We start from the raw sequence: 24,254 nt of genomic DNA on the forward strand, positions 1-24,254 counted from the left end.
TCGGATGGGCGCACATCCTCCTCACCGGCGAATACCTCTGGCCGAAAGACGCCGACGCTTAGGGTGTCATTTCGCCCTCAGCCGGAACCGACCCCTCAGTCAGCGCTTCACCCAGGGCCTTCAGCTTGTCCTGCCACTTATCGGCCTTCTCGGCGATCTTCGTCGTGGCGGTGCCAAGGCGGTGGACAAGCGCATGGACCCGATCGGCGTCCGGCTCGGACTTCTCGAGCTGCTTGCGAAGCGACGTCAGATCACGCAAGATGCCCTTCGCACCCGGAACATCGACGTCTGCCAGCGCGGCTTCCCAATCCTCGATCATATCAACACCCTTTGGCGGGCTTGGTATCTTCGAGTCCGCGGTTGATCGCGTTCATCGTCCCTGCGAACTTCACTGCCATTTTATTGATCCTCTTAAAACTTGACCGTGTGCGACGGTGGGGCAGGCATCAGGCCTGGGTCTGTGTCGGACTATCGCTGGGCGCGTCGCCCGGGGCTGCGGGTTCCTCTACCGGCTGCTAATCGGGAACTTCCGGATCATCGATCGACGGCGCAACGGGATTATCCGGCCCGGGCAAACTGCCCGGCTGGTTGTCCGGCCGGGGTGCGCCATCGGGATCATGGAGGGACGGGAGCGTAGGGATCGGGAGGAAGGGTAGCCATCAGGATATCCTTTGAAGATTACTTGCTGTTGACGTCATTGCCCGCTGTCGGCGTCGTCACCGGGTCCACCATACGATCGAGCTTGGCGACTGAAATGGGTCCGGGCGATCGGACATCGTCGGCATGCGAGAACAGCCAACGACCAATTAGACCGGCGAGCACGGCACCGACCAGCGGCGCGACCCAGAACACCCAAAGCTGAGCAAGAGCGGTGCCTCCCATCATCAAGGCAGGGCCGGTACTGCGCGCAGGATTGACCGACGTGTTGGTCACCGGGATCGAGAGGAGGTGGATCAGGGTCAGCGCCAAACCGATCGCCAGAGGCGCGAATGCCGCTGGCGACCGTTCGTCGGTCGCGCCCAGGATGACCATCAGGAAAGCTGCCGTCAGCACCGTCTCGACGACCAGCGCAATGACCAACGGATATCCTTTGGGGGATGCATCGCCGTACCCGTTCGTCACAAATCCTCCGAGATCGAACCCGGGCATGCTGCGGGCGATCATGAGAAGGAGCAGCGAAGCGACGATCGCGCCGACGAGTTGGGCCGCCACGTAAGCGGGAATCTCACGCGCCGGGAAGCGGCCTGCGGCGGTCAAGCCGACTGTAACCGCAGGATTGAAATGTCCCCCGGAAATCGCGCCAATGGCGAACGCCATGGTGAACACGGTAAGGCCGAACGCCAGCGCGACGCCGAGAACGCCGACACCGCCCTCCCCGGTCGCGAGCACGGCGGTGCCGCACCCACCGAGCACGAGCCAGAATGTGCCGAACGCCTCCGCCGTCATGCGCTTGGACATGCGCGCGCGTGGAGGGTGCACGACCGCGTCAGTCATATGCGGACCTCGGCGAAGCGCGTTAGCGAGGTGTCAGGCCTTAGGCATCCAGTCGTTCATTGGTGACGATCCCCGTTCTATGTAAAATGCCTATGCACGGCAGGATGCATAACCAGAGTGTAAGCGGCGGGTTCCGTTCAGGCACGAAAGAACCGCTCGCGCACGGACTCTAGAGATGACGATGGCTTGGCTGCGTTGGCCTCAAATAATTCAGCCCGGCCTCGCGCGTGCGGACCGGGCTGAAAAGTCACGTCGGCAACGCGTATCGGCGTCGCTAAGGTTCTGGTGTTAGCGTTCCATGCTATGCTTCAGGTCGCGCATCTGATCGTGGCCTTCCTGCACCGACTGGTTGGCCTTGGCGATTGCCGCCCGCACCTCCGGCGACAGATCCTCCTTCGCCAACGCATCGTCGAACTTCGCCTTGATATGGTCTTCGCCCCGCTCGACCTCGTCGATGATCGCCTTGTCGTCCTGCCCCGTGACCTTGGCCTTGAGGTCGAGGAACATGCGGTGGGCTCCGGCAAGCACGGTCCCGTCATCTTCGGGATCGCCGCCCAAACGGCGGACTTCCGCCTGAAGGTCGCTCACGACCTCGCGGCGTTCACGAGCACGATCCGAGAACACGCTGCCGTAGCGAGGATTTTCGATATCGCCCGCGGCTTCAGTATAGCCATCCACGCTGTCGAGGGTGGTGGCGATCAGCCTGTTGAGGACGCTGATATCATTGTCACGGTCTGCCATTGGGTACTCCTTCGTTGGTGAGAGGTGCGAACGCTCGGGTTCGTTCGATGTTACCTGTGCCGAGAGTTTTAAGCCGTTGCTGCGCCGAGTGCTTGCGCCCCGACCGATTTTATAGGCGGCGACTGCGCCGACGATGGCCACCGCCGCCTTGCCGGGCTTGCCGTTGCGCAGCAGGAGCAGCCCCGCGGCACACAACGCACCCTCGACCCAGGCCGGGCCGTAGGTCGGGGGAGCGCGTGTCCCGAACTTGTCGGGCGCCCTCGCCCGTCGATCGTCACCTGACGGGTCTGGCGTTCGCCCGTGCGGCGAATCGCTGAGAGGAGAGGTGGATGGCTGCGCCTCTGCCCCCCCGCCCTCGACCTGACGTTCGAGCTCGGCATTCAACTCGGCGCCCAGCAGAAAGACGAACGCCGACAGCCACAGCCAGGTGAGCATCACAATCACCGCGCTCAGCGAACCATAGGTCGCGCCATAGTTGCCGAAATTCGACACATAGACGCCAAAGCCGGCGGTTCCGACCAGCCACAGCACGGTGGCAGCCAGCGATCCCGGCGACAGCCAGACCCATGACGGTTTGCGGCGGTCCGGTCCGAAGCGATACAGGATCGCGGCAGCCGTCACGACGAATGCTCCCAAAAGGGCGTAACCTGTGACCCTGATGAGTGTGAGAAGAACGTCCGAAGCGCGCGGAACCAGGCTTTCGAGAAATCCGAGAAGCGTTGTCGATGCGATCGCCAGGAAGATCAGGAACACACCGCCGGCGACCAGCGCGAAATACAGGAGGTTGACGCGGAAGAACCCGCGCCGCTCGGTCTCGCCATAAGCGACGTTGAGCGCTGTCACGATCGCCGACGCGCCTTTGGTGGCGCCATAGAAGGCGAGCGCGATCGCAATGATCAGGCCGAGACCCTGCTTGCCCTTCGAGGTCTCGACAACGGTCACGAGTTGTTCGGTGATGATGGTGGCCGCCTCGCGCGGCACTGCGGCGAACACGTGCTCGACGTTACTGCGAACCGTCTCGGGCTCGGCGAAGAGACCGTAGCTGAGGACAACCGCGCCGAGCAGCGGGACGATCGCGGCGAATGCATAGAAGGCGATACCGGCGGCGATGAGGCCGATATTGTCCTTGCCGGTCTCTTCCCAGGTTCGGCGGAGCACGGCCAGCCAGCCTTCGGTCGGGATCGCGAACGGCGACCGCGCTCCAGTACCGGCCTTGTCGTTCCCGATCGTCATGCCGCGCCTGCCGATAATCGAGGGTTAAGCCGCCGCAATGTCTCAGCGGAGCGGTGGAGGGCTTTGCGCTCCTCTTCGTCGAGATCGAGCTCGATGATCCGCTCGATCCCGTTCTTGCCGAGCACGCACGGTTTGCCGAGGCACACGTCGGTCAGACCATATTCACCATCAAGGACCGTGGAGACCGCGAGAACCGCGTGCTCATTGCGCAGTACGGCTTCGCAGATCCGCTGGACGCACAGGCCGATGGCATATTCGGTATGCCCCTTGCGACGAACGACCTCGGGTGCCGCGCGACGAACACGCTCGAGCATCCGATCAAGGTCCCGTGCCTCTCCGCTGTCCGAGTGTCGGAGGAGAGGCACGCCGGCGATGCGTGCACCGCTCCATACGGCGACTTCGGAATCCCCATGTTCGCCGATGATATAGGCATCGACCCCGCGCGGCTCGATATCGAATGCTTCGGCGAGCATCCCGCGCAATCTGGCGGTATCGACCAACGTCCCGGTCCCGACAACCTGGCCTGTCGGGAGCCCCGATTCCTCGAGCGCGACCTGGACGAGCAGGTCGACCGGGTTGGTTGCCATGACGATCACGCCGTCGAACCCCTCCTTCTTGAGCTTGCCGACGATCTCACGCACGATCGGTGCGTTGGCGTCGAGGAGATCGAGCCGCGAGGTGTCGCCGCCGCCTGTGGCCTTTCCGGCAGCGATGACCACTACGGAGCTGGATGCGGCGTCAGCGTAGCTGCCGTTGATGACGTTGATGGGAGACTTCATCGGGACCGCGACCGCGTGTTCGAGGTCCATGACCTCGCCTTCGGTCCTTTCGCGGTCTCGGCCGACCAGCACGAGTTCGCGGATGAAGCTGCTCTGGATGAGCGCGTAGGCGCTCGCCATCCCGACCCGCCCGCAGCCGATGATGTAGACCCGGTTGTCGTGCGTTGCGGAGGCGGAATGATCGTTCATTGTGAGGCTTTCGTTTCATCGAATAAAGGCGGGTGCAGGGAGCGGGACCACGCGAGCCGTCAGTGCAGCGGCGCGCGACGGTGGACGATGAGCTGCTTGAGGCCGAAAACGATCACACCCGCGACCAGGACGAAGCCGGCGTCGACCGCCAATCGCACCCCGCTGGCGGCCGCCAGATCCAGACGCCCCATCGCCAGGGCTATGCCAGCCACCGACGCTGCTTCGATCAGCCGCATAGCGACCAGTGCGCCCGCGATCACGCTTCGGCGGTATGAGGCCTGGATGAGTACGCCGGCAAAAGCCCCGGCAAGCGCGATCGTCAAAAGCTCCGGCGAAGGATGGATCGTATGCTTGAGGACGTCGCCCTCGAGGAAGGCTGACGATTGGACGCCGCCGAAGTTGGAAAGCAGTAGCCATGTCGCCCCTGCGGCAGCCGCCAGAACCGCGTAGCCGGTGAGCGTCGCCAGCATGCCGGCACGGGCTACTTCGGCCCGTCTCAGCACCATGCCCAACGGCAGTTTCGCCAGGGGCTCGAATCCGGGAGCGATGATCGCGGACGCGACATATGCCACTGCCGCGATCGCGGGCTCGGTGAACGCTCCGGCGGCGCCGATAACGCCGCCAAGCGCCATCAGAAGCAGGAAATTTGCGGTGAGGCGTCCCTGATGCCGGAGACCGGTTTCGAGCTCCTCCCATATCGCCTCGTCGACGTCGGCGTCGATCTGCTTCTGGTTTTCGGGGTCGCTGATGCTCGCGACCTCCGCCGTTAAGACCGTGAACGGCGTATCGCCGCCGATCGTCGCCACGGCGCGCATCACATCGTCGGTTGCACGATTGAGGGCGTGGACGGTCACCACGTCGCCGACGGGTTTGATCGAAGCGCCGTGCTGCCACGTCAGCACGACTACCCCTTCGAGCTGGCTCAGCGCGGCGATCAGCTGCTCGCCGCGGTGCGAGGGCACGGTAATGTCGATGACACGATGCACGATTATTCCTTGGCCGGATAAGGGTGATTTTCGACGCGACATCGCAGGCGTTGCGCTCTTGAATCGTATGCGTCCGCAAGGCGTCGGTGGGCGATAACTGCCTCGACGCTCCGGCTAAGGCGCGCTGCCCGCTTTTCCGCGTGCGCACGGCTTTCGCAGTAGCCGAGCTCGCGCTCGATCGCGGCAGCTTCGCAATCATCGGGTGTTTCCATATCGCGCCATTCCGGTGTCAAAGCAGTAGGGGTAAGATGGGGCCCGGGAGCGCGTGCCCCCGGGTCCCGATCAAGTTGCTACGCGCGACCTCTCCGGGCCTTCAGGTACAGTCCCGGGCGATCGACCCGTGAACATCATTTGCCGCGAATGGCGTCTGCACGGTCTTCGGCCGCGCCGGCCTTCTGCTCGGCATCCCGACGGACCTTCTTGGCTCGTTCCTCGAGCGCATCGGCTTCCCGATCGGCCGTACTGCGTATCGCGTCCGCGCGGTCCTCGGCGGCATCGGCGTTCGCTTCGATCGCCGCGTTCGCGCTTTCTGCCGCACGATCCTGCGCCTCTCCCGCCGTTTCTGCCGGGCCGCTGACCAACGTATCTTCGCCGGAGACGACGCCGGCATTGGCGTCCGCCTGCTCTCCGGCGTTTTCGCAACGGCCGTCACAGCCCGCCAGCAGGATGCCGACAGCCAACAGCGATTTGCTCATCCAGCGGGTCATGCCTGCGTGTCCTGTTCGCGCGGAGCGATCGGCGACGCAGGGGCGACCGGTACGGTAGAGGGCGCAGCAGGCCGGTTCGCCTCATCCTCTGCCTTGCCCAGCAGCCTCTGAACGATCCTGCCGGCTTGATCGCGCCCGCCAAGGCCAAAAGCGAGTGCGAACGCCACCGCGATCGCCCCGAGAATGAGGCCGAACGCCAGATTGATGATGTCGTCCGCCAAACCCATGAAGCGCAACCCGATAGCTGTGCCCAGGACGATGATCGCCACCTTTGTGAGCGAAGCGGTAAAGTCGGCACCGGCCCCGCCGCTTGCCTTAATCGTCGTCGAGATCAGGCGTGCGATTGCGACGGCTGCGGCGATGATGATCGCACCGAAGACCACCTGACCGAAGAGCGTCAGCACCTCCGCCATGATCCGCGAACCATAGGCGAAATTGAGCTGCCGGAACGCCTCCATCAGGCCGAAGATGACAATGGCGATGAAGACGCCCGACCCGATCATCTTCGTCGGGGTGAGCGTCGCACCCGCCTTGACGGATACCTGCTCGGCGCCGGTGACGCCGTCGACGGAAGCATCGCTCCGGGGAAACAGGCCCAGGGAGTTGATCGCCTTGTCAACGCCGGTCGAGCCCAGGAAGGACGTGATCAGCTGCGAAGCGAATTTGCCGAGGTAGTAGGCAAGCGTGATGATGATGCCTGCCGCGATCACATGCGGAATGGCGTCGAGAATGATCCGCAGCATGGCAGTCGCCGGCTGCGAGATGGCGGCGATATTGAGTGTGTCGAGCGCCGCGATCGCCACTGGAATGATGATCAGCGCAAACACGACGCTACCGACCGCGCCCGGCAAGGCGCTCGGGTCGGCGGGCGGCATGCTGCCGACGTGCGCCGACAATCGTTCGACATGGCTCGCGGTGATGACGGCTTCGACCGCCTTCTTCGCCACGCTTGCCAGGATATACCCGAGAAAAAGGATCAGACCGGCGCCGATGATCCGCGGGACGGCATTGCCGAAGCCGTTCAGCATTTCGGCAAGCGGACCCGTCGCGCTAGCGAGGCCGAGCGGTTGCGCTGCAAGGAAGAAGGCAACCAGCAAAACGACCCAGAACGCAGCATCCCCGACCTGCGCACCGATCGTCGACTGATCGCGTGGCGGATGGTTGGGTTGATTGGCGCGCCGCGCCAGCGGGGTCCGATTGATGAGGTTCGCGACGCCCCATTTGACAGCGCGTGCAACCAGCCATCCGATCAGAAGAATGACCAGCGCGCCGATAATGCGCGGCCCCCATTCCTGCGCGTACATCCAGACTTGGTTCGTAAAGTCGCGGGTCCCGTCGATCACGGTTCCCCCCGCATATCGCACATCGTTCATATCAACCTCCCTGAACCCCGGCCGCTTCCCTCAACGCACCCCAAGATGCGGCCGCTTTCGTGACTTCCAGGGGTATTTTGACATCGTTGACCTGAGCGCCCGCGCGGATCAGGTCATTGGCCGTCAGGCGCCCGGCCTGCGACTGACTTAAAGCTTGTGCGGCGCGCCCGAGTTGTCGGAGCTGGCCCAGCGACAGGCGCGACTGCAGGCGAGCTCCCATGCATCGCGCCGAACCTTCGCTTAGTCCGTATTCTCCAAGCCCGGTCGCTATTCGTGTCGAAGGGCTGGCACAGGAAGCGAGCAGAACAGCCCCGGCGACAGGCATCGCCGTGCCGCCTAGCGCTCTCCATGCCGATCGAACCATGCCGCTATCGCCCCGTTATGTATTCAACCGTTCATTAACGGTTTTTCACATGGCGCGTTCCCGCGGAGGTTTCTTTGTCGAAATTGATCGACGTGTAGGGCGGCGCGTTGAGCATGCAGCTAGAGAGGAGCTTTTAATTGGCTGACGATCCCGGAGATCGCGAGAACGGTGCGGCTCGTTTGAGCAGCAACTACCTTCTCGATCGGGTTCCTCCCGATGAGCGGGCGCGGATGGACGATCGTCTGAAGCCCGTGCTGCTGGAAGCCGGACAGGTATTGTACGAGCCCGGGCAACCGCTCACTCACGTCTTTCTGCCGCTGACCGGCATGATCTCGCTGGTCGCGGTCATGAGCGACGGTCGAACCGCTGAGGGAATGACGATCGGGCGTGAGGGAGCCGCAGGATTGAGTGCGAGCGGCTATGTCGACGACGCTTTCAACCGCTACGTCGTTCAACTCCCCGGCAGCGGCTACCGGGTCAAAGCGGAAGATTTCGAAGATCTGGTCAACGAGAGCGTTGCATTCTGTTCGGCCGTTACTCGCTGGCGCGAGGTCATGGTGCGAATGTCACTGCAGTCGGTTGCCTGCAACGCGCTTCACACCGTTCGCCAGCGCCTCGCGCGCTGGATCCTGACCACCCACGACCGGACCGAGACCGACAGGCTGCCCTTGAAGCAGGAATTCCTTGCCGAAATGCTCGGGGTCAAGCGAAACGCAGTCAACATCGTTGCCCGCGAGTTTCTCTCGACCGGAGCGATAGAGTATAAACGCGGCAAGATCTCGGTGATCAATCCCGACCTACTGCGGGAGGAATCCTGCGAATGTTACGCACTCATCCGGGGTGAGATATCGAAACTGTTCACGCAGCCACCGAGCAGTGAGTGCGAAGACTGACCTCTGGTGCGGCGATCGCGAGCATGGTCTTGGTGTGATATGGACGCGGTCAGGTCGCTGAGACGCTTGGAACCGATTATTTGTCCGCCGTCTGCCCGTCAAGCGCTCGAAGCGCGTTGTGAATCGCCGTTGCCGCTTTCGCCGCGTGACCTATCGCCACGCTGATCTGATCGAGACCGGCCACGACATCGCCCGCAGCGTAGCAACCGGGTAGATTGCTGCCCTGATCCTCGTCGGTGGCAATGCACCGACAGTCGCTCAACGCGACCCACAGATCGACGGCCAGCGCATTGTTGATGTCCGAGCCGAGCGCCGGATACACGGTGTCCACGACTAAGGTGCCGGCACCGTGTTCCAGAGTGATAATGACATCATCTCCCGACCCGAAGTCGATCGAGGCCAGCGGCGCACCGGCGAGCGCGATCCCGGCCTCTTGGAGCGCCTGTCGGTCCCGTTCGTCGAGGTCCACGGTCCGCTCTGCCAGCAACGTGATCTTTGACGAATATGTCCTGAGAAAAAGCGCCTCGGCGACGCCGTGTTCGTCGGCGCCGATTACGGCGATGCGCGTGTCGGTGACCTCGAAACCGTCACGGATCGGGCAGTAGCGCAACTTACCGCTTTCCAGTGCCCGCCTGTGCGTGGCGGGATCGATCTGCGGACTGCGATTGACCACACCTGTCGCGAGCAAGGTCATACGCGCGTCCAGCGTGCGGTTCACTGTCGATACGAGGACCCATCTCCCTTCCGCTCCAATGCCGTTGCGCGCTCATGATGCAGCACCACGCCATAGCGCTCGGCCTGCGCGCGCATCCGCACGAGCAGCTCGTTCCCGCCGATCCCTTCCGGGAAGCCGGGATGATTATGCGATTTGGGAATCCAGCTTGCACGGCTGTTGCCGTCATCAAATACAACGACGTCGCGACGGAACCGTGCGCGATAAATGGCGGCGGTCAGGCCTGCCGGTCCGCCGCCGATGATCACGCAGGCAATCATTCGGGAGCATCGCCGGATCTGAGGTCCCACGATCTGAAGCCAGCGTCGCGTGCACGCTTGGCATCAGCGACGCAGTGTTCCGCTGGCGGGTTCGATCGGATCCGCCCCCGTAACCAGATGCCACCCTTTGCGGATTGCGTATTGAACGCCCCACCCAAGTGCGTAGGTCGCGACGATGGGCGCCAGTCCCCGGATCGCCGTTTCGGCGACGGTGCCGATGATAGCGCCCTTGATCCCGCTGTCGCCGTCACCGCGGTCGATTGCAGCGCCTATAAGCGCGCCGAGAAGATTTGCCATGTCCCGTCCTTTCGCAGGGATGCGCCCGACCGAGGTCGGGCGTGGAGACGTCTCGAGCGATCACGCCAGCGTTCGAACCGACGCTTCCCGATCCCAATAACGCTTCTTTGCCGCCTCCACGAAGCCGGCAAGGTCGGTGACGCCCTCGTCGGGCTCGACCCCCGCCTTGTCGAGGAGCGGCTTGGCGGCGTCGTTGGCGCCGATCGCCTTCAAGTGGCCGAAAGCGTCCATCACCCATTGCGCCGCGGCGCCTTCCTTGACGAGCTTGGCCGCAGCCGCCTCAGACAGGATCACCGCGCAAGCATCGACCGTCACCGAGGGCTGGCCGAACAGCTGCGCGTCCGCGGCGATCGCGCTGCCGTCGGACAGGGGCACCTTGCCGACCTTGGGCGCGATCGTCATCGGCGTGCCGCCAGCGGCCTTCACCGCGTCCTTGAGCGTCGACAGCTCGCCGGCGTTGGTTCCGTCGGCGATCAGGATGCCGACCGTGCGACCTTCCAGCGTGTGCTTTTCGAGCGGACCGCGGATGATCCGCAGCGCGGGCGAGGGATCCATGTCAAGCACCGGCACCGCGGTCTCCGACGCCGGCGGCAGGTCCATCGCGAGACCATCGGCGACGCGTTGCGCCAGATCCTCGTCGACGTTACGCAGGTTGGCCATTACCGCGATGCGTATATGCTCGAGGCTGACCTTGCTGAGCTCGAACACCAACGCCGAGGCAATGTGCGCTTGCTCGGCCGGGTCCATCGACCGGAAGAACAAGCGCGCCTGGCTGTAATGGTCGGCGAAGCTCTCCGGCCGGATACGCAGTTTCTGGCCCTGCTCTTCCGACGGGGAAAGTCTTGTAGCCACGTACCGGGTCTTCGCGCGCGCCAGCTTCTTCGCCCGCCTGCGCCAGGCTGTTGGGCTCGTAATTGGCGCGGCCCTTGGGAACCGCCATCTGCATGTGGCCGTCGCGCTGCTGGTTCATGAACGGGCAGCCCGCCGCCGCCGCGCGTCCCTTGGCGGCGTTGATCGGCAACTGATGGAAGTTGACCGAACCGAGCCTCGACAACTGCGTATCGGTGTAGCTGAACAGCCGGCCCTGCAGCAGCGGATCGTTCGAGAAGCCGATGCCCGGGACGACATGGCTCGGCACGAATGCGGCCTGTTCGGTTTCGGCGAAGAAGTTGTCGGGATAGCGGTCCAGCACCATCTTCCCGACAATGCGGACAGGCAGCACCTCCTCGGGTATGATCTTGGTCGCGTCGAGCACATCGTAGGGCTGGCTCTCGGCAAACGCCTCGTCGAACAGCTGCACGCCCAGTTCCCAGGTCGGGAAATCGCCGCGATCGATGCTCTCGAAGAGATTGCGGCGCTGAAAGTCCGGATCGGCGCCGGCAATCTTCACCGTCTCGTCCCAGATCGTTGAGGCGAGGCCCGCCTTCGGCTTCCAGTGGAACTTGACGAAGGTCGACTTCCCGTCCTTGTTGATGAAGCGGAACGTGTGGACGCCGAACCCCTCCATGTTCGCGAAGGTGCGGGGCAGTGTCCTGTCTGACATCGCCCACATGACCATGTGGGTGGACTCAGGCATTAGCGAAATGAAGTCAGAACGTGTCGTGCGCGGTTGCCGCTTGCGGGTAGCCGCGATCGGCCTCCATCTTGGCGGCGTGGATCAGGTCGGGAAACTTGATCGCGTCCTGGACGAAGAAGACGGGGATGTTGTTGCCGACAAGGTCCCAATTGCCTTCGCGTGTATAGAACTTGACCGCGAAGCCGCGCACGTCGCGCGGCGTGTCGACTGACCCCGCGCCGCCCGCAACGGTCGAGAAGCGCGTGAACACCTCGGTGCGCTGGCCTTTCTTCTGGAACAGATCGGCAACGGTGATATCGGCGAGGCTCTCGGTGCACTCGAAATAGCCGTGCGCGGCCGAGCCGCGGGCGTGGACGATGCGCTCGGGGATGCGCTCGTGATCGAAATGGTTCATCTTCTCGCGGAAGACTTCGTCCTCGATCAGCACCGGGCCGCGCGGCCCCGCCTTCAGCTGGTTCTGGTTGTCGGAAATGGGCATACCATGGTTGGTCGTGAGGACCGGATGATCGTCGTCAGCGATCTGGTGCGTTTCCCCACCTGCATAATCCTGCTTCCGCGCTTTGCCGTCCGACTCCATTGCTAAATCCCCTTCAAGTTCACGCAGAACGGCGTCGACGGTTACGATGTCGAGTGCCTTCCAACAGTCAAAGGGGCGCCCAGATTAAGGCGCCCTTTGCATTAGTCACGCTCCGTTCGGCCGCGCCTGATCAGATTTTATCGCCGAGCGCGCCCTTGATGCCGCCCTTGAGCTTCTGTCCTTTGCCGGTCGCCTGCTGTGCGGCGCCGTCTGCTGCCAGGTCGGGGCTATCGGTCCGGGTGCCGACCTCCTGCTTGGCGTCACCGACCAGGTCGTTGATCGCGCCCTTCACCTTGTCCACGAACTCGCCCATGATGCATCTCCATTGATTGCAATAGGCTTCAACGACGACCGCGCGCTTTGGCTCCCGCTATGCACGGAAAAATGCATAAGACCGGAACGCATGGCGGCTGAACCTGTTTCGGCCGACAACAGGGGAAAAGCCGATGCACCGATTACTGATCGCCGAGGACATTCCGGCCGTTGCCAGCCACCTAGAGGATCTCGCGCGGGATTCCGGGATCGACGCGATCATGATCGTCGACAGTATCGAGAGCGCTCGAGCCGTCATCGAATTTGCTCCTGAGATCGCGATCATCGACCTCAATCTGGCCGACGGCTTCACCGGCCCGATGATCGCTGATGAGCTGCGCCGGAGCTGCGACACCCGGATCATCTATCTCACGGCCAACCCGGAGCTTCTCCCGGAGGCATTGCATGAGGAGCACCGGGTGTTGCGAAAGCCGCTGATTGGACAGGAGATGCAAAGGGCGCTGCTTGGAGACGCTTCGGAGACGTTCGCATGACGGAGGATCAAGACCTCGCAGCCATGTCCGGGAGGCAACCGGAATCGGGCAGCGCTCGCGTCGCGCCGGCCAATTCACCAGGCGTCGAAGGGCTATTGGGCTTGGCGGTCGCGGTGGTGGTTGTTGCCGGGCTGTTTTTCGCAAAGGACGTGCTGATACCGATCACGCTCGCGACCCTGCTATCGTTCGTTCTTTCCCCGATCGTCAGCCTGCTTCGGCGTCTCCGGCTCTCGAATCGCTCGCGGTCCTGACCACCGTCATCGCCGCTTTTGGTATGATCGAGGGGATCGGGAAATTGGTAGGTTTCCAGGCAGCGTCGCTGTCGGCGGACGCACCGAAATATGCTCAGACGATCGAAACGAAGATCGAGGGAGTGAAGGTCTTCGCCGCAGAAAAGATGGCTTTCCTGACCAAGACGCCCGCACGCCCCGCGCCTGCAGCGCCTTCCCTGACGTCGGGAAGCCGGACGGCGATCCCGGTCAGGGTTCTGGAGAACGAACCTTCGGTTCTCGATACCGCGCTCGGCTTTCTGAAGTCGGTGCTCGCGCCGTTCGAGACGTTCGTGATCGTGCTGGTCGTCGCGATCTTCATCCTCATGCAGACGGAGGATCTCCGAGACCGACTCTCGACCCGAAGCTTTGCCTCGTCGCCGACACCGCCATCATCAAGGGCCGCACACTCGCCGAGTTGGTCACCGCAGCCGTGGCGGGCGGGGCGGCAATGGTGCAGCTCCGCGACAAGGGTGACGATGCGCGGCGGTTCGTCAAGGACGCCCGCAACCTCCACGAGCTGCTTGTTCCGCTGGGCATACCGCTCGTGATCAAAGACCGGGTGGACATCGCCGCGGCTGTCGGGGCCGAAGGGGTCCATCTCGGCCAATCCGACCTTCCACCCGCCGATGCGCGGCGCATCCTTGGTGAAGCGGCGATCGTCGGGCTGTCGGTGACCAACGAGGCGGAAGCCGCCGACGCTGATCCGGCGATCGTCGACTATCTTGGCGTCGGGCCGGTGTTCGCGACCGCCACCAAGTCCGACGCCGCAGCGCCCTCGGGACCACGGGCGTGGCGGCCATTCGCGCTCGAGCGCCGTCCTTGCCGCTCATGGGAATCGGCGGACTGAACACCGAGACGCTCCCCGCCCCGCTCGACACGGTGCCGATCGACGGCATCGCCGTCGTCTCAGCACTGTGCACGGCGAGCGACCCTCAGGCGGTCGCTGCTCACTTGCGCGCCTTGATGGAGGATCGGCGCCGGGCGCCGTAAACGGCTACGCCTAGGCGCGCAGCCGCCCCGTGCCGGGCTCGATCGGGTCGGAGCCGGCGATCGCGTGCCAGCCCTTGCGGATCGCATATTGCACACTCCAGCCGAGCGCGTAGGTCGCGACGATCGGCGCCAGTCCCTTGATTGCGCTTTCGGCGACGGTGCCGATGATCGCGCCCTTGATGCCGCTGTCGCCGTCGCCACGGTCGATAGCGGCCCCGACCAGGGCACCGAGCAGATTGGCCATCCTGCTATTCTCCAAATTACTGGTTGAACTTTAAACGTTCGTGCGGGCAGTTTTGTCCCACTCGGGGGGAGACCTCAGCGCGCCAGTGGTGAACGATCATATTGCGCAAAGAGCGCGGCGACGTCGTCGTACAGCGCGATCGCCCCGGCCGCCTTCAACGCCTCATCCGCGAACTTGCCTGACCGCAGCGCGATGCAGCCGATGCCGCACTGCTTGGCCGCCTCGATGTCATAGGGCGTGTCGCCGATCGCGAGAACATCGTCGGGCGACAGGCCGTCCAGCTCCTTCATCGCCGCTGCGAAGATGTCGGGCGCCGGCTTGGTGCGCGCGACATCGTCGGCGCTGGTCGTGGCGAGCACGAGGTCGCGCGCGTCCAGCAGGTCTAGATAATGGTCGACCTCGGCTTGCGAAGCCGAGGAGGCTAGGACGATCTTCTGCCCCGCATCGTGCACGCGTTGCAGCAGGTCACGCGCGCCAGGGAACGGCCCCATTTGTCTCAGGAACAGCGACTTGAAGAGCTTGCCATGGGCCTCGCCCAGCGCTTCTGCCTCGTCTTCGCTGACACCCGGAATGAGCGCCGGGACCAGGTGATCGGCACCCTTGCCGATCTGGTCGTGGATCTTCTGCGGTTCGACCCGGTGACCGCCCCCGCTGAAGGCCAGCTCCCACGCCTTCACATGCGCGTCGTTGCTGTCGATCAGCGTACCGTCGATATCGAATAGAACCGCCTTGATCATCATCAACCTTCTCTTTTGTTCTGGAGTTTGGCGCCTGTGCCGCCGGGCCGTCCTGTCATGAGGCATGCGCTTCGAGCGCCACGCGAACCTGTTCCTCTTCGAGGTCGAGTTCCTGCACGAGCGTCGCCAGCGTCTCGCCGTCGAGCTCGTTGCGCTTTTCAAGCAGTTTCTGGCGAGCGGCGCCTAGCGCTTCGAGGCGCAGCTTGAGGGTCGCAGCCATGCGTTCCGCTGCGTCTTCGCCGCCGTCGCCGAGCCGTTCGGCATGCTCGACCCGCGTCTGGAAATCATGGACCAGCATTTCGGCGACATCGGCGTGCTTCGGGTCCTTCAGCTTCTCCGACAGGGCGCCGAGCGCGGCAGCAGCGACCTCCTTGCGCGCCGCGATGACCACGGGCTTCGCTTCCTCGATCTCCGGGTCATGCGGATCGAGCCGGCGAATGAGCGGGGCGAGCGTGGTGCCCTGGAGCACCAGGGTGGCCAGGATGGCGACGAACGCGAGGAAGACGATGATGTCGCGCGCCGGGAAACCGTCCGGCAACGCCAGTGCCGCCGCGAGGCTGACCACGCCGCGCATTCCCGCCCAGGAAATGATGGTCGGATAGCTCAACGGGGGCTTGAACCCCTGCCCGCGCAGACCGGACCAGAGCGCGGCCACGGGATAGAAGGTGCCGAACACCCAGACAAAGCGTGCCACGATCAGCGCGGCCGATACCGCCGTCCCGAGAACGAAAAGCTGGCCCGGATCGTACTGGCCGAGGCGCTCGACGATCCCGCGCAGCTGAAGCCCGACGAGCAGGAAGACAAAGCTGGTGAGGACGAACTCGACGAACTCCCAGGCGGTGTTCGCCTCCAGGCGGGTGCGCGCTGCGAGCTGGAGCTGTCGCCGCCCGACCAGCCCGCCACAGGCGACCGCCGCCAGCACGCCCGAGACATGGATCGCTTCCGCCGCGAAGTAGCTCGCAAAGGCGGACAGAAAGGAGACGACGATCTCGAGCAAGCGGTCGTGCAAGCGTAACATCGCCCAGTTCGTCAGCCAGCCGACGAGGAGCCCGATCGCCAGCCCTCCGACCGCGGTCCACAGAAAGGACAGCGATGCATCGGCAAAGCTGATCGTGCCTGCCATCGTCGCCGCGACGGCGAAGCGGTAGAGCACAAGCGCGGAGGCGTCGTTGATGAGGCTCTCGCCTTCGAGCACCGCAACGATCCGCCGTGGCAGCCGGAACGCCTTCAGGACCGAGGTCGCCGACACGGCGTCGGGCGGCGCGATGATGGCGCCCAGCGCGATCGCGGCCGCCCAGGGCACGTCGGGCACGAGATGCCGGACCGTCACTGCGACCACACCGGCGGTGAACAGCACCGCGCCGATCGCCAGCAGCATGATGAACACGACATTGGCCCGGAACGCGCCCCAGTCGGTCCTGAGCGCGCTCGCCTGGAGCAGCGGCGGCAGGAACAGGGCGAGCGCCAGCTCAGGCTTGAGTTCGAGCGGCGGCAAGCCGGGGACGAGCGCCAGTGCCATGCCGCCGAGCACCAGCATCACCGCGGAAGGGATATTGAGCCGGCGCGCGACGAGTGCCAGGACCACTGAAATCCCGAGCAGCAGCAGCAGTGTCTCGAAGATCAGCATGGCGTGCTACTTTCGCTCGAGCGTTTCGCCATCGCGCTCTCGCAAGTCATTGTGAATAGCTGTCGCGGCGATCGCCGCCTGACCCATCGCGACGCTGATCTGGTCCAGCCCGCGCACGAGATCGCCCACAGCGTACAGGCCGACGATGCCGAGGCGCATGTGACTGTCGGTGATGACCGACTTGTCCCCCGCCTGCTTGAGGCCGAAGGGCACGAGCAACTCGTCGTTCACGTCGGACCCAAGAGCCGGATAGAGCGTGTCGAAGGCGAAATCGCGCCCGTCCGCAAGGCGCACGCGCGCGTGCGGCTTCCCGAACTCGAATGATGATGCAGCCGTCGTCTCCACAGCGATGCCGGCTTTGTCCAATGCTGCGCGATCGCTCCGGTCGAGATCGGATTTGACGAGCGTCAACAGCGTCACGTCATCGCTATAAGTCCGGAGAAACAGCGCTTCCGCCACGCCGTGCGTGTTGGACCCGAGAACAGCGACACGCTTGCCGGTGACTTCATAGCCGTCGCAGATCGGGCAGTAACGCAGCGTTCCACTATCGAGCGCCGGCTGATGATCGTCTTCCGCGATGGGTGGCCGGCGGTTGACCACGCCCGTCGCAAACAGGATCGCTCGCGCACTTGCCTCCCCACCCGCGTACGACACCGTGAAATTACCGTCCTGCCGCGTCACGCAACCGACGCGCGCAGCGAGGATCGTTGCCCCGTAATGCTCGGCTTGGGAACGCATCCGGGCAAGCAGCTCGTTACCCGGGATGCCCTCCGGGAAGCCGGCGTGGTTATGCGAGCGCGGGATCCATGACGCGCGGCTCGGCCCTCCATCGAAGACGGTCACCTTGCGATGGAAGCGCGCCAGATAGGTAGCCGCGGTAAGCCCGGCCGGTCCTGCCCCGATGATCGCGCAGTCTAACATGAACGCTCCTCTCGACGTTCGACCCGTCCAGCCACGCCGACACCGGACATGCCTGCCGCTCTTGCAAGCAGGCATGCCCGGCAGGAAGGTTTAGCCGAAGCTCAGTCTTCCTTGGCTTTGATATTCACAGAAGTTTCTGCGAGCTTCGTCATGTATTCGTCGCCACCGTAGATCTCCTTGGTGGCGTCGCGGAGCTTCTTGTTGGCGTCCTTCAGGCCAAGCGCCTTGGCGTAAGCGGCCGCCGTGCCGAAGCCTGCGAGTCCGTAATGGGTCATGCGCTGGTACTGCGCGATGATCACCGCATCGAGCACCGGCCCCTTCTTGGGCGCCTCCTCGGCGGTGTGCTTGGTCGCCTCGGCGACCAGCCCTTCCATGCCCTTGCAATGCTCCTTCGAGACCTTTTCGCCGCTATCGGCGAGAAGCTCCTTCAGCACGCCGGTGTGATTGCCGATACCCTCGACCGACTTGGTGAGCATCTCCTTGAGCGCGGGATCGGAGACCTTGCTCGTGATCTTCTTGAGGCAGCGCTGCATCTGATCGTTGGCCGACCAGAGGTCCTTCAGCTCGTCGGTGTACAAGTCTTCAAGATTTTCGGGTGTAGACATCGGATCGTCTCCTTTGGGGGTAGTATGATTGCAAGAAGCAGGGCGGTCGTTCGCTCGCGCTCGCGGGCCGCCCCGATGCTGGGACGCATGACCTCTGACGGGCCTGAACCCCGGAAGGTTTGCGGATCAGCGATTGCGAATGGCGTCCGCGCGGTCTTCCTCGGCGTCAGCCTTCTGTTCCGCTCGCTCGCGCACCTGCCGTGCTTGCTCCTCCAGCGCGTCGGCCTTCCGGTCGGCCTCGGCGCGAACCGCATCGGCATCATCCTCCGCCGCGTCGGCGCGCGCCTCGATGGCGGCGTTCCTGCTGGCGTCGGCCTGGTCCTGCGCCTCCCCGACCCGCTCCGCAGGCCCCTTTGCGATGGTATCCTCGCTGGAGACAACGCCGGCGTTCGCGTCCGCCTTCTCGCCGGCATCCTCCTTCGGGCCGTCGCACCCGGCGACGAGAGCGAGCGCCGCGACGACGGCGAACAGCGCCGGCCGGATCACAGCCCGGTCTCCCGATTCTGCATCGTCGCCGGCGGCGCTTGCGGCTTGGGTTGCGTCGGCCGATTGGCTTCGTCCTCGGCCTTGCCGAGCAGGCGCTGCACGACGCGTCCCGCCGGCTCGCGCCCGCCGAGCCCGAAGGCGAGCGCAAACGCGACGGCAATGGCGCCCAGGATCAGGCCGAAGGCGAGGTTGATGATGTCATCCGCAAGCCCCATGAACCGCAGCCCGATCGCGGTGCCGAGCACGATGATCGCGATCTTGGTCAGCGAGGCGGTAAACTCCGCCCCTGCCCCACCGCTCGACCGGATCGCCTTGGCGATCGCTTGCGCAATGGCGACCGCGGCGGCGATGATGATCGCGCCGAACACGACTTGGCCGAACAGCGCCAGCACCTCGGCCATGATCCGCGAACCATAAGCGAAATCGAGCTGGCGGAACGCTTCCATCAGGCCGAAGATCAAGATGGCGATGAACGCGCCGGTGCCGACCATCTTGGACGGGGTGACCGGCGCGCTCCCCGATGGCGACACCATCGTCTGGGTCCGTCCGCTCGCCGGATCGACCGTCTCCGACCTGACGGCACTGCCCTGCGGGAAGAGGCCCAGCGACCCAATCGTGCGATCGAACCCGGTCGTCACCAGGAACTGCGTGAGCAGCTGTGAGGCGAACTTGCCGATCGCATAAGCCAGCGCGAGGATAATGCCGGCGGCAATGACGTGCGGGATCGCATCAAGGATGATGCGCAGCATCTGGGTCGCCGGCTGCGAGATGGCGGCGATGTTGAGCGTGTCGAGCGCGGCGATTGCGACGGGGATGAAGATCAGCGCGAAAACGACCCCGCCCGCAAGCCGCGGCAGGGCGGTGGGATCGCTGGGCGCGGCAGCGCCGATCGTGCTCGACAGACGCTCGACGTGACTGGCGGTGATGACCGCCTCGACCGCCTTCTTGGCGACACTGGCGACGATGTAGCCGATGAACAGGATCAACCCGGCGCCGATGATGCGCGGCACGGCTTGCCCGAACCCGTTCAGCATTTGACCCAATGGCCCGGTCGCGCTGGCAAGGCCGAGCGGCTGCGCCGCCAGGAACAAGGCGACGAGCAGCACGATCCAATAGGCGGCATTGCCGACCTGGGCGCCGACGGTCTCGGGGTGCCGCTCATGCAGGTTGGGGCGATTGGCATGGCGCGCGAGCGGGGTCGCGTTGACGAGCTTGGCCACCCCCCATTTGACGGCCCGCGCCACGAGCCACCCGACCACGAGGATGAGGAGCGCCGCCAGGATGCGCGGGCCCCATGTCTCGGCCAGGAACAGCGCCTGGTTTCCAAAGTCGCGTGTGCCGGCGACGACGGTGCCGCCTGCAGTCTCTAGGTCGTCCATGTCGTCCTCCTTGGACCTTGGCGCGTCATGTCAGGATAATCGCCGGTACGGCCGTAAGACCGTACCGGCGATCCCCCTTTACTCAGTCGGGGCGCTTGCCCTGCTGTGCTTCGCCGGCGCGCTCCTGGGCTTCACCCGAGCGCTTCAGGCCCTCGTTGCCGGTCAGGTCGCCAAGCCCCTGCTTGACGTTGCCCAGCGCTTCCTTGCCGAGCCCGGCCGCCTTGTCGCCGAACCCGGTGCCGGCTTCACGGTCGTCATCGTAGCGCCCACCCCCGGCAACGCCGCGGCCGGCAGTCCGCTCCAGGCCGGACCGGTCGTCGCCGCCGATCTGCTCGACATCGACATCGGTGCGGCGCACCGTCTCGTTGATGTCCTCGACGCGCTCGTCGCTGGTCTTGCGGACCACAACCTCCTCGACGACGCGGGCCGTCTTGGCGACGACCGCCTCTTCATCGGTTTCGGTCATCTCGATCGTGCGCTCGCGAAACGCGTCGTCTCCGGGCGTCACGGCGCGATCGACGGGGCGGCGCTCGACATTGATGCTCTCGTCACGCAGACGGATCTGCTCATGGACCGGCTTCTCGGTCACATAGGAGCGGACCCGGACGCCGCCGCGATCGACCTCGCGCTTGCCGACGACCAGCTGCTCCTCGACCACCTCCAGGCGCTCCTCGTCCGCGCCGACGCCGATCGCGCCCCGGTCGCGATCATAGTCGCCGGATCGCAGCGCGCCGCTCGCCGTGCCGGCAGCCGGATAGTCCCAGCCCTGCGAACGCCACTGGCCGGCGCGCTCGTCGATGTCGACGCTGTTGGCGTTCTCCAGCGCGCGCACGGCATCGTCCACCTCGTCCTCATCGACGTCGGCGGTCAAGAGGTAGCCACCGCGACGGATCCCTTCCTCATAGGTGTGGCGATCCTCGTCGGGCAGGAAGGCGTTCTTGATCGAACCCCAGAGGCCGGGATCCTGGTGCGTGGAGTATCCACGGCTCATGTCGCCGACGGTCGACTGGTCGTGAATCCTGACATGATCGGCGTCGACGCGCGCATCCTGGAGCCGCTGCTTGGCGGCCTCGGCATCGTGTCGGCTGTCGAACAGCGCGGTGATGGTGCGGGACATGGGTACTCTCCTTCGGGGGAACTAAAACGTGATTACCTGGCGATGACGACCAGTTCGGTCCGGCGGTTTTCCGCTTGGCCTGACGCAGTCGCGTTGGTGTCGACGGGGTCGTTCTCACCGCCAGAGATTGTCTCGATGCGAGCGCCATCGATGCCCTTGGCGACGAGCGCCGCCTTGACGCTGTCGGCGCGAGCCTTGCCGAGCGCCAGGTTGGCGGCGCTAGGGCCACGGGCGTCGGCATAACCGGCAATCCGGACACGCGCCGTGCCATATTGCTTGAGCACCGCGGCGATGGCGTTCACCTCGTCCGCATCAACGGGCCGGATGTCGCTTTTCGCAGTGTCGAAATTCAGCTTCTCGAACTGGAAGGTGCGCGGCGCGGCTTCGGTTCCGGCGAGATAGCCGCCAAGGCCCGAGGTGCCGGCGAGCACGGTCGAGGTATCGGCATCCGGTGTAGTGGCGACGACCTCGGCGGGGGATGCGGTCGGAGCAGGCGTGACGACCGCCCTCTCCTTTTCGCCGTTGCAGCGGCTGAGCGCAACGATCAGCGCCAGCAAGCCAAGCCCGAGCAGCGCCCATGGCAACCAGTTGGTCTTCTTCGAGGTCTTCTCGATATGGACATGGCGGGGCGGCGCACCTTGGCCGCGCTCGGGATCTGTCATCCATTCTCTCCTTCGGCGATGTTCTCGCGGGTCACCTCGGCGCGCATCACGCGCCGGGTCGCGTCGGCCTCGACCGGCACGGTGACAGTGGTGCGGCGAAGACGAAGCTCCTCGACCAGAAACAGGCGTTTCTCGATCACCAGCCGCTCCTCGATGACCGGCACGATCAGGAATTCGCCTTCCTCGCGCACGGTCGGAGCAACCTCGACCTGCCGGCCGATCGGCACCCTCTCGACATCGACGATCTCGCGATTGAGCGCCTCGGCGACGCGGACCTGCTCTTCGTCGACAAAGGTGCGGACCTGCACGCGGCCGGTCGTGACCGCGCGCTTCTCGATCGCGACCGTCTCCTCGACGAGCGGGATGCGGGTCTCGCCGAAGTGTTGGTCGGCGCTCACAGGCGCGCTGCTCCGTCGGCAAGGACATTGCACCCAGCCGCGGCCCTGGCCACTTCGAGCGGCACCCGTACATCCTCGATCCGCGACGATACGCGGACCAGGTCGCCGATCGTCAGCCGACCTGGCGAGGGGTCTCCGTCATGAAAGCCGCGGGCGGCGCGGCCGAGCTGGCGAAGTTGGCCGGTGGAGAGACGTGCCTCCAATCGATCACCGACGCATTGCGCCTGCTTCTCGTCCAAGCCATAGCGGATCAAGGATGTCGCGATACGCTGCGAAGGATCTATACACCCGGCCAGGCCAAGCACGATCGGAGAAAGAGAAAGCAGGCCGATACTGATCGACCCGCACGAGGCACGCTGCATCTACTGTCGACCTGCTGTGTATCTTACCGGGCATAAACAGGCGCTTCGCCGCAGGGTTCCCGATCACGTCGGCACATCTTTGAGTTTTTTACCTCCCGCCTCTAAGACTTAATCTCGCGCAATGCGTTTGGAAGCGACCGACAACCCGTCGCAGATGAGGAGCCATCGTGATCGCCGATGCCATTGTTGATGATCAGGCGGCATGCTCCTCCAGCAGCAATCACCTTCTCGATCGCATACCGGCCGACGAGCGCGTCAAGATCGACGAGCATCTCGAGCCCGTCACGCTGAACCAGGGCGAGGTCCTGTACGAGCCTGGCCAGCTGATGACGCATGTCTATTTTCCGACCTCGGGCATGATTTTGCTCGTCGCGGTCATGGAGGCCGGTCGCTCGACAGAGTCCGCCACGGTCGGGCGTGAAGGTGCGACCGGCATGAGCGCCAGCGGCTATGTCGACCCCGCCTTCACGCGCCACGTGGTGCAGATCGCGGGCGCGGGCTATCGCACCACCGCCGAGCGCTTCGAGGACATGGTCGATACAAGCGTCAAGCTGTGCTCGGCGGTCGTGCGCTGGCGCGAGGTGCTGCTGCGGATGACGCTGCAGTCGGTCGCGTGCAACTCGCTCCATGACGTCCGCCATCGCTGCGCCCGCTGGATCCTCACTACCCACGATCGGACGGAAGCGAACAGGCTCCCCCTCACTCAGGAGTTCCTCGCCGAGATGCTGGGGGTCAAGCGCAACGCGATCAACATCGTCGCGCGCGATCTCCAGCGGCTGGGGATCATCGAGTATAAGCGCGGCCGCGTGACGGTGGTCGACCGGGACGGCCTCGCGGCGGTGTCGTGCGAATGTTACGGCAAGATCCGTGGCGGTGCCAAGCTGTTCGCAGACCCGCCCAGCAGCGAGTGTGACGATTGATCGAAACGGGGTCGCCTCAGCGCTGCTGATCAATTTGGCGGCAGCGAAACTCCTGGCCGGAGCAGAGTGGCATCGCGGTCTTCCTGGTCCGCTGGGGCTCAGGACTATGACCTGGCTAAAAGGGTTTCGCGGAGCAGGCGCGACAGGTCTTCCACCGCATAGGGCTTGTGCAGTAGCGGGAACCCGTGCTGTCCTTCCTCAACCAGCACATGGCTGTAGCCGGAGGTGAGGATCACCGGCAGGCCCGGGTACAGGCGGCGGACTTCTTTCCCGAACTCCACACCGCCCATGCCAGGCATCACCACATCCGAGAAGACGGCATCGAAGTCCAGAGACGCCGCGAGCAAGGCCAGCGCGTCCGCGGCGTTGCTGGCCCACTCGGTACCGTAGCCGAGTTCGTTCAGCAGCTGGGTTGAGAATCCACCAACCTCCAGTGTGTAGGGCGGTGACAAACCCGGCCACGGGAGCGCCGGCATAGGTGCCGGTGCGGCGGAGAGAAATCCTGCCAGTGGTAAGCTGCTCCATT

The 24,254-nt window shown here is 64.5% G+C and carries 28 protein-coding genes and 2 pseudogenes; 5 read left to right on the plus strand and 25 right to left on the minus strand.

The window, feature by feature from the left end:
• Positions 1–58: 58 nt before the first annotated feature.
• The 7 genes from GGR47_RS18270 to GGR47_RS18300 form a co-directional block, all read right to left on the minus strand.
• Positions 59–319, minus strand: coding sequence for a hypothetical protein (locus GGR47_RS18270; protein WP_246343147.1), 261 nt, complete (start codon positions 317–319; stop codon positions 59–61).
• Between the two features lie 359 nt (positions 320–678).
• Positions 679–1,458, minus strand: coding sequence for an aquaporin Z (gene aqpZ / locus GGR47_RS18275; protein ID WP_244305150.1), 780 nt, complete (start codon positions 1,456–1,458; stop codon positions 679–681).
• A 324-nt stretch (positions 1,459–1,782) separates the two neighbouring features.
• Positions 1,783–3,468 carry a YhjD/YihY/BrkB family envelope integrity protein gene (locus GGR47_RS18280; RefSeq protein WP_147036708.1) on the minus strand — a complete coding sequence of 562 codons (1,686 nt, stop codon included), beginning with the start codon at positions 3,466–3,468 and terminating at the stop codon, positions 1,783–1,785.
• A complete protein-coding gene (locus GGR47_RS18285) occupies positions 3,465–4,436 on the minus strand; it encodes an L-lactate dehydrogenase (RefSeq protein WP_147036709.1) in 972 nt (323 codons plus the stop codon). Before GGR47_RS18285 ends, GGR47_RS18280 begins: the two co-directional genes overlap by 4 nt.
• A 59-nt stretch (positions 4,437–4,495) precedes the next feature.
• Positions 4,496–5,422, minus strand: coding sequence for a DUF389 domain-containing protein (locus GGR47_RS19345; protein ID WP_167509765.1), 927 nt, complete (start codon positions 5,420–5,422; stop codon positions 4,496–4,498).
• 347 nt (positions 5,423–5,769) lie between these two features.
• The gene (locus GGR47_RS18295) at positions 5,770–6,129 is read right to left on the minus strand and encodes a hypothetical protein (protein WP_147036711.1); all 360 of its coding nucleotides are present in this window, start codon (positions 6,127–6,129) and stop codon (positions 5,770–5,772) included.
• On the minus strand, positions 6,126–7,472 hold the full coding sequence (locus GGR47_RS18300) for a mechanosensitive ion channel (protein ID WP_167509766.1): 1,347 nt from the start codon (positions 7,470–7,472) through the stop codon (positions 6,126–6,128). The genes GGR47_RS18295 and GGR47_RS18300 overlap by 4 nt, the downstream gene beginning before the upstream one ends.
• 531 nt (positions 7,473–8,003) lie before the next feature.
• Here GGR47_RS18300 and GGR47_RS18305 point away from each other — a divergent pair.
• Positions 8,004–8,759 (plus strand): Crp/Fnr family transcriptional regulator, encoded by a 756-nt coding sequence (locus GGR47_RS18305; protein ID WP_244305153.1) that lies wholly within the window; start codon positions 8,004–8,006, stop codon positions 8,757–8,759.
• 76 nt (positions 8,760–8,835) lie between these two features.
• On the opposite strand, the gene GGR47_RS18310 is transcribed toward GGR47_RS18305, so the two are convergent.
• The 5 genes and pseudogenes from GGR47_RS18310 to GGR47_RS18325 all read right to left on the minus strand — a co-directional run bounded on the left by GGR47_RS18310 (position 8,836) and on the right by GGR47_RS18325 (position 12,515).
• The gene (locus GGR47_RS18310) at positions 8,836–9,453 is read right to left on the minus strand and encodes an NAD(P)/FAD-dependent oxidoreductase (protein ID WP_244305155.1); all 618 of its coding nucleotides are present in this window, start codon (positions 9,451–9,453) and stop codon (positions 8,836–8,838) included.
• 20 nt (positions 9,454–9,473) lie between these two features.
• Positions 9,474–9,740 (minus strand): NAD(P)/FAD-dependent oxidoreductase, encoded by a 267-nt coding sequence (locus GGR47_RS19225; protein ID WP_244305157.1) that lies wholly within the window; start codon positions 9,738–9,740, stop codon positions 9,474–9,476.
• A gap of 75 nt (positions 9,741–9,815) precedes the next feature.
• Positions 9,816–10,049, minus strand: a complete 234-nt coding sequence (locus GGR47_RS18315) for a hypothetical protein (RefSeq protein ID WP_147036714.1) — start codon at positions 10,047–10,049, stop codon at positions 9,816–9,818.
• A 60-nt stretch (positions 10,050–10,109) separates the two neighbouring features.
• A pseudogene (locus GGR47_RS18320) lies at positions 10,110–12,202 on the minus strand (catalase).
• A gap of 130 nt (positions 12,203–12,332) precedes the next feature.
• Positions 12,333–12,515, minus strand: a complete 183-nt coding sequence (locus tag GGR47_RS18325) for a CsbD family protein (protein WP_147036715.1) — start codon at positions 12,513–12,515, stop codon at positions 12,333–12,335.
• A gap of 133 nt (positions 12,516–12,648) precedes the next feature.
• On the opposite strand from GGR47_RS18325, the gene GGR47_RS18330 reads away from it, so the two are divergent.
• Complete coding sequence (locus GGR47_RS18330) at positions 12,649–13,008, plus strand: response regulator (RefSeq protein WP_147036716.1); 360 nt, start codon at positions 12,649–12,651, stop codon at positions 13,006–13,008.
• Entirely contained in the window at positions 13,005–13,259 is a 255-nt protein-coding gene (locus GGR47_RS18335) for a hypothetical protein (protein ID WP_147036717.1), read from the plus strand. Before GGR47_RS18330 ends, GGR47_RS18335 begins: the two co-directional genes overlap by 4 nt.
• A gap of 94 nt (positions 13,260–13,353) precedes the next feature.
• Here the strand turns inward: GGR47_RS18335 and GGR47_RS19040 are convergent, their stop codons facing one another.
• Positions 13,354–13,599, minus strand: coding sequence for a hypothetical protein (locus GGR47_RS19040; protein WP_221204868.1), 246 nt, complete (start codon positions 13,597–13,599; stop codon positions 13,354–13,356).
• A 57-nt stretch (positions 13,600–13,656) separates the two neighbouring features.
• On the opposite strand from GGR47_RS19040, the pseudogene GGR47_RS19045 reads away from it, so the two are divergent.
• Positions 13,657–14,127: pseudogene (locus tag GGR47_RS19045) on the plus strand (thiamine phosphate synthase); the annotation flags it as partial.
• A gap of 153 nt (positions 14,128–14,280) precedes the next feature.
• Here the strand turns inward: GGR47_RS19045 and GGR47_RS18345 are convergent.
• The 11 genes from GGR47_RS18345 to GGR47_RS18395 form a co-directional block, all read right to left on the minus strand.
• On the minus strand, positions 14,281–14,514 hold the full coding sequence (locus GGR47_RS18345) for a hypothetical protein (protein ID WP_147036718.1): 234 nt from the start codon (positions 14,512–14,514) through the stop codon (positions 14,281–14,283).
• A gap of 74 nt (positions 14,515–14,588) precedes the next feature.
• Positions 14,589–15,254: an HAD family hydrolase gene (locus GGR47_RS18350; protein WP_167509767.1), complete on the minus strand. Its 666-nt coding sequence runs from the start codon at positions 15,252–15,254 to the stop codon at positions 14,589–14,591.
• Between the two features lie 52 nt (positions 15,255–15,306).
• A complete protein-coding gene (locus GGR47_RS18355; protein WP_147036720.1) occupies positions 15,307–16,878 on the minus strand; it encodes a Na+/H+ antiporter in 1,572 nt (523 codons plus the stop codon).
• 6 nt (positions 16,879–16,884) lie between these two features.
• Entirely contained in the window at positions 16,885–17,874 is a 990-nt protein-coding gene (locus GGR47_RS18360) for an NAD(P)/FAD-dependent oxidoreductase (protein WP_371859742.1), read from the minus strand.
• A 26-nt stretch (positions 17,875–17,900) separates the two neighbouring features.
• Positions 17,901–18,404 (minus strand): ferritin-like domain-containing protein, encoded by a 504-nt coding sequence (locus GGR47_RS18365; RefSeq protein ID WP_147036721.1) that lies wholly within the window; start codon positions 18,402–18,404, stop codon positions 17,901–17,903.
• A 126-nt stretch (positions 18,405–18,530) separates the two neighbouring features.
• Positions 18,531–18,890, minus strand: coding sequence for a hypothetical protein (locus tag GGR47_RS18370; protein WP_147036722.1), 360 nt, complete (start codon positions 18,888–18,890; stop codon positions 18,531–18,533).
• Positions 18,887–20,269 (minus strand): mechanosensitive ion channel, encoded by a 1,383-nt coding sequence (locus GGR47_RS18375; protein WP_183949608.1) that lies wholly within the window; start codon positions 20,267–20,269, stop codon positions 18,887–18,889. Before GGR47_RS18375 ends, GGR47_RS18370 begins: the two co-directional genes overlap by 4 nt.
• Before the next feature lie 82 nt (positions 20,270–20,351).
• Positions 20,352–21,386, minus strand: a complete 1,035-nt coding sequence (locus GGR47_RS18380) for a DUF2382 domain-containing protein (protein ID WP_147037352.1) — start codon at positions 21,384–21,386, stop codon at positions 20,352–20,354.
• A gap of 32 nt (positions 21,387–21,418) precedes the next feature.
• Complete coding sequence (locus tag GGR47_RS18385) at positions 21,419–22,048, minus strand: OmpA family protein (RefSeq protein WP_147037353.1); 630 nt, start codon at positions 22,046–22,048, stop codon at positions 21,419–21,421.
• Complete coding sequence (locus GGR47_RS18390; RefSeq protein ID WP_167509792.1) at positions 22,045–22,446, minus strand: YsnF/AvaK domain-containing protein; 402 nt, start codon at positions 22,444–22,446, stop codon at positions 22,045–22,047. The genes GGR47_RS18385 and GGR47_RS18390 overlap by 4 nt, the downstream gene beginning before the upstream one ends.
• Positions 22,443–22,808, minus strand: coding sequence for a hypothetical protein (locus tag GGR47_RS18395; RefSeq protein WP_244305295.1), 366 nt, complete (start codon positions 22,806–22,808; stop codon positions 22,443–22,445). Before GGR47_RS18395 ends, GGR47_RS18390 begins: the two co-directional genes overlap by 4 nt.
• A 167-nt stretch (positions 22,809–22,975) precedes the next feature.
• Here GGR47_RS18395 and GGR47_RS18400 point away from each other — a divergent pair, with 167 nt between their 5' ends.
• Positions 22,976–23,728 carry a Crp/Fnr family transcriptional regulator gene (locus GGR47_RS18400; protein WP_244305297.1) on the plus strand — a complete coding sequence of 251 codons (753 nt, stop codon included), beginning with the start codon at positions 22,976–22,978 and terminating at the stop codon, positions 23,726–23,728.
• Positions 23,729–23,832: 104 nt separating this feature from the next.
• Here the strand turns inward: GGR47_RS18400 and GGR47_RS18405 are convergent.
• Positions 23,833–24,254, minus strand: a 422-nt coding sequence (locus GGR47_RS18405; RefSeq protein WP_183949609.1) for a response regulator, incomplete at its 5' end; no start/stop codon positions are given.

Source organism: Sphingomonas aquatilis (assembly GCF_014196115.1).
GTDB lineage: Bacteria > Pseudomonadota > Alphaproteobacteria > Sphingomonadales > Sphingomonadaceae > Sphingomonas > Sphingomonas aquatilis.